The following is a 6377-nucleotide window of genomic DNA, read 5'->3' on the forward strand; positions in this document are numbered from 1 at the left end:
ATCTACCCCTCGATATCCTTCATACTTAAATCGTAACAATTATATCGTGTGAACTTTCATCAATCTTCGCTATCTTAATAATTAAGCAAACAATAATATTAATCGCTAATTGTTAAGGATAGGCTTTCAGGATGAATGTTTTTAATCGAGTGAGTTTGAATCAATTACTGCAATGCTGCACGGGTTTACTGTTAGTTGTGAGTGGCAGTGTCGTTAGTAACACCGCATTTTCTGATGAAATACCCTTTAAACCGCAATTTACGACTTTTCATATTGATGCCGATTTTGAACTGACTCAAGCTGTTGTCAGCGCCAATATATTGGAAAACCCAGGTAATGAATTAATTGCCTTAGGGGTCGATGATAACCACGACCGCTGGTTGGCTATTTATGGTTTTCAGCAAAATGAATTGGTGATGCTTGATAAAGTGTTATTGACCAAAGACATTTATAGTTTTGATGTCAATGAGCTTGAACAGAATACGTCTAAGTTATTATCAACTGAAGCTTCAGATCAAGATGCTGAAAAAATGCAACAATTGTACTTTGTTACCGCAGACTCTTTGCTGCGCTTTGAAGAGTATCCAGCAACAGCAAACAATACTTTGCAGCAAGACGAATTGAACTTGACTGATATAGACGATCCTTTATCTACCTCTGCTTCAAAAGTCCCCTCTAGTGCACTGATTAAAGTGGCTGATATAAACTCCATTGCGGTGACAAGCCGTGCTGATTTTATTTCCCGTGGGGAGTTTGTTAAAGATATCAATAACGACGATATCGCCGATATCATGATGAGTGACTTTAGAGATACTCAAGTGCTATTAGGCGCTGCTGATGGGACATTTATTCAGCAATCATTACCTTTATTACCTGTGGTTGAACTGAAAAATAATGGTGCTGAGTATAGCCATTCCAAGCTATATCACAGTGATATGAACTTTGATGGTCGTGACGATATTATTAAGGTAGGTGAAGGGTCGTTAGAAGTTTACTATCAACAAAACGATGGCCAGTTTTCAGCTATCGCTGAGTTCATATCCGTTAGTCAGCCAATCAGTGGTGTTGATTGGTGGAATAAGCGTGATGCTTATGGTAAGAATTTAGATCAAAGTGATTTGCTATACCGAAAAGTAGAGCGCATTGGCGATGTTAACGGTGATGGTGTAACGGACTTAGTTGTACGCTATACCAAAAGTTCAGGGGTATTTGATCGCAGCAATGACTATGAAATTTACCTTGGCGTAAAAGGCGATGACAGTATTTCTTTCCCTCGTGAGGCAGATACGATTATTAAGGCTGAAGGTACCCTGACTGGATTACGCTTTGATGATATTGATAACGACAATATTGATGAAGTGATTGTGGCTGGGTTTGATATCAGCATTTCTCAAATTATCAGTGCGCTACTTTCAGGCAGTATTGATCAAGACGTGCATGTTTTTAAAATGAACGAGTCGAGTCGTTTCGGCGCCAAAGCCAATGTGATTAAAGAAGTAGAGTTAAATTTCAGTTTAACTTCAGGTCAAAGTGGTGAACCCGTAGTGGCGTTAGCTGACATTAATGGTGACGGTTTTAAAGAGTTACTGCTTTCTGATGATAACGATGCACTGGATATTTATTATGGTCAGGCTGGCAATAATCCGTTTATTAAAAGGGCTGAAGAGTGGCAAATGACTATACCGGTCGAAGGCTCAATGTTATCTGCGGTCGATATTAACCTTGATGGTAAAGAAGATTTATTATTAAGGTTTGGTAAGCAAGATCCTGAGAACTTACAGCGAAGATTTAGTGTGTTGTTAGCAAACTAATCGTAGTGCTAAAGATCAGCACGCCTTAGTAAGCACTCTTTAATTCACTTAACTAGTCATAGTAGCCAGTTTCCTTAACCATTAAGGATACTGGCTTTTTTGTTGATGAATCATAGTTGTTAACTATAGTTTTCACTTTAGTTTTCACTTTAGTTTTCACTTTAGTTGTTCACTATAGTTTTTAATATGGTTTCCATCATATATTGGCTTAATAACTAAACGAATTAGCTTCCAACTCATGATAAGAGTTAGCTTTATATTAGCGAGTACTGAAACTGATCTAGATCATAAAACCACTTAAATTATGTAAAAAGTAGTTTAGCTTTTTGACGATGAGCGTAAACTGACCTTAAACATGTAAATAATATGCATGATTTGGTTTATCATCAGGAGAAAGGCAATGTTTTGTATTCAGTGTGAGCAAACAGTAAGAACACCAGCAGGAAACGGTTGTAGTTATTCACAAGGCATGTGTGGCAAGCTAGCATCGACTTCAGATCTACAAGATCTCCTTATCTATATGCTGCAAGGCGTCTCTGCATACGCAGTTAAAGCGCGTGAGTTCAACATTATTAATGCTGAAATTGACACCTTTGTTCCTAAGGCATTCTTTGCCACACTGACTAACGTTAACTTCGATGACGAACGTTTAATGGATTATGCCTATCAGGCGCAAGATTACCGTAACGAATTAAAAGCGGCTTACGAGCAAGCGTGTGCTGAAAAAGGCGTAGAGCCTGAAGTTGTTATTGCACAAGGTTCATTAAATCTTGCTGCTACAAAACCTGAGATGCTAGAGCAAGCACCATTAGCCTTACCTAATCGTGGTGATGTGCATGAAGATATTCTAGGCCTACGTTTACTTTGTTTATACGGCCTTAAAGGCGCTGCTGCATACATGGAGCATGCACGCGTTTTAGAGCAAACCGATGCTGATGTTGCCGGTGAGTTCCACCAAATCATGTCTTTCCTTGGTGAAGATTCAGTTGATGGTGACAAGCTATTTGGCACAGCAATGGAGATTGGCCAATTAAACTATCGCGTGATGGCGATGTTAGATGAAGGTGAAACCAGTGCATTTGGTCACCCAGAGCCGACTGAAGTCAATACTAAGTCAGTTAAAGGTAAAGCGATTTTAGTGTCAGGTCATGACATGAAAGATCTTGAGCTTATCTTGCAGCAAACTGAAGGTAAGGGCATTAACGTGTTCACTCACGGCGAAATGCTACCAGCCTTAGCGTATCCAGAATTTAAAAAATACCCTCACTTAGTGGGTAACTACGGTAGTGCGTGGCAGAACCAGCAACGTGAATTTGGTACTTTCCCTGGTGCAGTTGTGATGACGTCTAACTGTATTATTGATCCAAATGTGGGTGAATACTCAGATCGTATCTTCACTCGCAGCATTGTTGGCTGGCCTGGTGTGACTCACGTAGAAGGCGAAGATTTCAGTGAAGTGATTGATAAAGCCCTTGAACTTGAAGGTTTCACTTACGATGAAATCCCGCACAAAATCACCATTGGTTTTGCACGTAATGCGTTAATGGAAGCTGCGCCTACTGTGGTTGAGAATGTGAAGAATGGTTCTATTAAACACTTCTTCTTAATTGGTGGTTGTGATGGCGATAAGTCTGAACGTAGCTACTTTACTGACTTAGCTAAATCAGTACCAGATGACACCATTATCTTGACCTTAGGTTGTGGTAAATACAAATTCAACAAACTTGAATTTGGTGACATTAATGGTATTCCACGTTTGTTAGATGTGGGCCAATGTAATGATGCATATTCTGCGATTCAATTAGCATTAGCACTGAAAGATATCTTTGAGTGTGACATCAATGAGCTACCGTTAAGCCTTGTTTTATCTTGGTTTGAGCAAAAAGCGATTGTGGTGCTATTAACCTTATTGTCGCTTGGTGTTAAAAACATCCGCACAGGTCCGACTCCGCCTGCTTTCTTAACTGAAAACTTGGCAAAAGTGTTAGAAGACCAATTCGGTTTACGTAACACCACTGATGTTGAATCTGATCTTAAAGCGATGATCAAAGCGGCTTAATACGCTGTTAATGGTGATATAAGTACTCGGCTTATATCACCATTTTTATGACTGTTATTTTTCCATTTCTCCTTCCATCATTTACCCAGTAACAGGTGCCTTATGAGCTCATCAGGATTTTCATTTTCAGCTGCGTTGTCAGCAGTGCAGTCAACTAAAGATGACGACAAAGCAGAGAAGAAGCCAGCCGCTGGTTTTTCAATGTCGAGTGCGTTGGCAAACACAGCTAAGAAGACTGTAGAGATTAAATCTGAAGTTGAGTCCGAAGTTAACGCTGCTCAAGTTAACGCTACTCAAGCTAAAACAGCGACAGTAAATGATGATGCTTCACTACTAAGTGCAGATGATTGGCAGCGTGGCGATATTAAGCTTCGCTGTGTTGAGAAGTGGAACGAAACTCATGATGTAGTTAGTTTTCGGTTTCAAGGCTTAACACCGGTTAAGTTTAACTATAAGCCTGGTCAGTTTATTACCTTTAAGCTCGAGATTGATGGTGAAATAGTTTATCGCAGTTACACCATGTCATCTTCACCTTCTCGTCCTTACTCAATCGTAGTGACGGTCAAGCGAATTGCGGGTGGCAAGGTGTCAAACTTTGTTGCTGATAACGTCAACGAGGGAGATGTGGTCACAATAATGGGGCCAGATGGGGCGTTTAATTTAGTGGATATTCCTGCTACAAAGTACTTATTTTTAAGTGCTGGCAGTGGTATCACACCAATGTACTCTATGTCTCGCTGGTTGTTAGATGCCAGAGTGGGCAGTGATATTGCCTTTGTGCACAGTGCACGCAGTAATGACGATATTATTTTTGCTGATGGTTTGAGTTCGATGGCGCACCGTAGTGCCAAATTCAGTTTACATTACTTACTTGAAGCAGCTCCTGAACTTGTTGACGGCGTTAACCATACGGCGAATGATAGTCGTATGTTAGGGCGTTTAGATATCGATAAACTCGTTAAATTTGTTCCTGATTTTATGGCGCGTACAGTGTTTGTTTGCGGCCCTGAACCTTATATGGTAGCGGTTAAGTCATTGGTTGAAGCTAGTGGATTTGAAATGGAAAACTTCCATCAAGAGAGCTTCACCGGGGCGATAAAGTCAGACAAGCTTGTTAGTGATTCAAGCAGTGACGACAGTCGTCAATTCATGCTGAAAATAGCAGATAAATCGATTTCGCTTTCTACTGAGCAAACATTACTTGATGGTATTGAGTCTGAAGGGCTACCAATTATTGCAGCCTGTCGCAGCGGCGTATGTGGTGCATGTAAGTGCCAGGTGACTTCAGGGACGACAGAGTCGAGTAGTACGATGACATTAACGCCTGAAGAAATTGCCGCGGGTTATGTATTGGCTTGCTCTACGAAAATCACTTCAGATGTGACGTTAAAAATGTAACTTAGCAATAGATTGATATTTTTAAAGCAAGCATTCAGACGGTGTCTTTTTATGAGCCAATATCGAGAGCTATTAATCAATTTTATGCTGACTCAAGCTGAGATTGATGGCTGGCATTAACGGCTAAAGTGCGTTTTATTAAGTGTTCAATGAAGGTATTCACCGCTTGATTTTGTATCTTACCTGCCAATGTAATGATACTAAATTTAGCGGTAAGTTTAGGCATTAACTGTGGAGATAATGCTATTAATCTACCTTGTTGTATTTCTTTTCTAACTGCAATTTCGGGAGTTAGGGCGACCAGATCTGCATTCATTATTGAGTCTTTAATGGAGTGGAATTGATCGAAGCGAATCTGGCCACAAAAGTTATCTCGCTGCTTAAATAAGCCCTCGAACTGGTTAAGAATACTGGTTGGTAAGTGTCTTGGTATTGCTAAAGAGTAATCTCTAAATGAATCTAAACTCAGTAGAGATAGTTTGGCGAGTGGGTGGTCTGGGCGGCAGCAAAAGACGACAGGGAATGGCGGTAGTTCTATCACGCTTAACTCATATTGATTATCTAAACCGTTAAAATCTGATTCAGCTACAAATAAATCTAATTCCCCTTCAAGTAACTGTTGAGTTAGTTCTTTCCAACCATCAACACTTAGCTCTAAGGTCATATTTGGCCTTGAGTTAATGTATTCTCCTAAGATTGGCCCGACTAGACTGTTTGATGGAATGGGGCTGGCGCCAATAATGATGGTTAATTCATTCTCCCCGTGAAACAAAGCGAGTGCCTGTAGCATGTCATCATGCTCTTTTAAAATAGCTTTTCCATGCTTTAACATCAATTTGCCTAGTGGCGTCATAGACATATTTTTAGAGTCTCGTAAGAATAACTTTCCTCCAACGAGCAGCTCTAGTTTTTGTAAACTTTTGGATAGTGTTGGCTGGGTAATATTTAATTCTTTTGCTGCTCTACTGAAATGCTTATATTCAGATAATGCTACAAAGTGTTTTATATTTCTTAATTCCATGCCTTACCTAATTTTGTTAGTTAAATTATTTATAGTTTTTAGTAATTTTATTTGAGGTGAGGTTTATGAAGTAATATAAATATATAAG

4 protein-coding genes are annotated in these 6377 nt (G+C 39.7%); 3 read left to right on the forward strand and 1 reads right to left on the reverse strand.

The window, feature by feature from the left end:
• Positions 1 to 131 precede the first annotated feature (131 nt).
• The 3 genes from BCU84_RS09130 (at position 132) to BCU84_RS09140 (ending at position 5268) form a co-directional block, all read left to right on the forward strand.
• Complete coding sequence (locus BCU84_RS09130; RefSeq protein WP_241906401.1) at positions 132 to 1811, forward strand: VCBS repeat-containing protein; 1680 nt, start codon at positions 132 to 134, stop codon at positions 1809 to 1811.
• A 400-nt stretch (positions 1812 to 2211) separates the two neighbouring features.
• Positions 2212 to 3870: a hydroxylamine reductase gene (hcp, locus tag BCU84_RS09135; RefSeq protein ID WP_102527775.1), complete on the forward strand. Its 1659-nt coding sequence runs from the start codon at positions 2212 to 2214 to the stop codon at positions 3868 to 3870.
• A 102-nt stretch (positions 3871 to 3972) separates the two neighbouring features.
• Complete coding sequence (locus BCU84_RS09140; protein WP_241906402.1) at positions 3973 to 5268, forward strand: hybrid-cluster NAD(P)-dependent oxidoreductase; 1296 nt, start codon at positions 3973 to 3975, stop codon at positions 5266 to 5268.
• A gap of 82 nt (positions 5269 to 5350) precedes the next feature.
• Here BCU84_RS09140 and BCU84_RS09145 read toward each other — a convergent pair whose 3' ends face one another.
• Positions 5351 to 6289: a LysR family transcriptional regulator gene (locus tag BCU84_RS09145; RefSeq protein WP_102527776.1), complete on the reverse strand. Its 939-nt coding sequence runs from the start codon at positions 6287 to 6289 to the stop codon at positions 5351 to 5353.
• Between the last annotated feature and the right edge of the window lie 88 nt (positions 6290 to 6377).

The organism is Shewanella sp. 10N.286.51.B7, assembly GCF_002873615.1.
GTDB lineage: Bacteria > Pseudomonadota > Gammaproteobacteria > Enterobacterales > Shewanellaceae > Shewanella > Shewanella electrodiphila.

What these genes read in the sequence shown, in the direction of transcription:
- BCU84_RS09130 (WP_241906401.1), top strand. Translation starts at nt 132, where the DNA reads ATGAATGTTTTTAATCGAGTGAGTTTGAATCAATTACTGCAATGCTGC.
- hcp (WP_102527775.1), top strand. Translation starts at nt 2,212, where the DNA reads ATGTTTTGTATTCAGTGTGAGCAAACAGTAAGAACACCAGCAGGAAAC.
- BCU84_RS09140 (WP_241906402.1), top strand. Translation starts at nt 3,973, where the DNA reads ATGAGCTCATCAGGATTTTCATTTTCAGCTGCGTTGTCAGCAGTGCAG.
- BCU84_RS09145 (WP_102527776.1), bottom strand. Translation starts at nt 6,289, where the DNA reads ATGGAATTAAGAAATATAAAACACTTTGTAGCATTATCTGAATATAAG.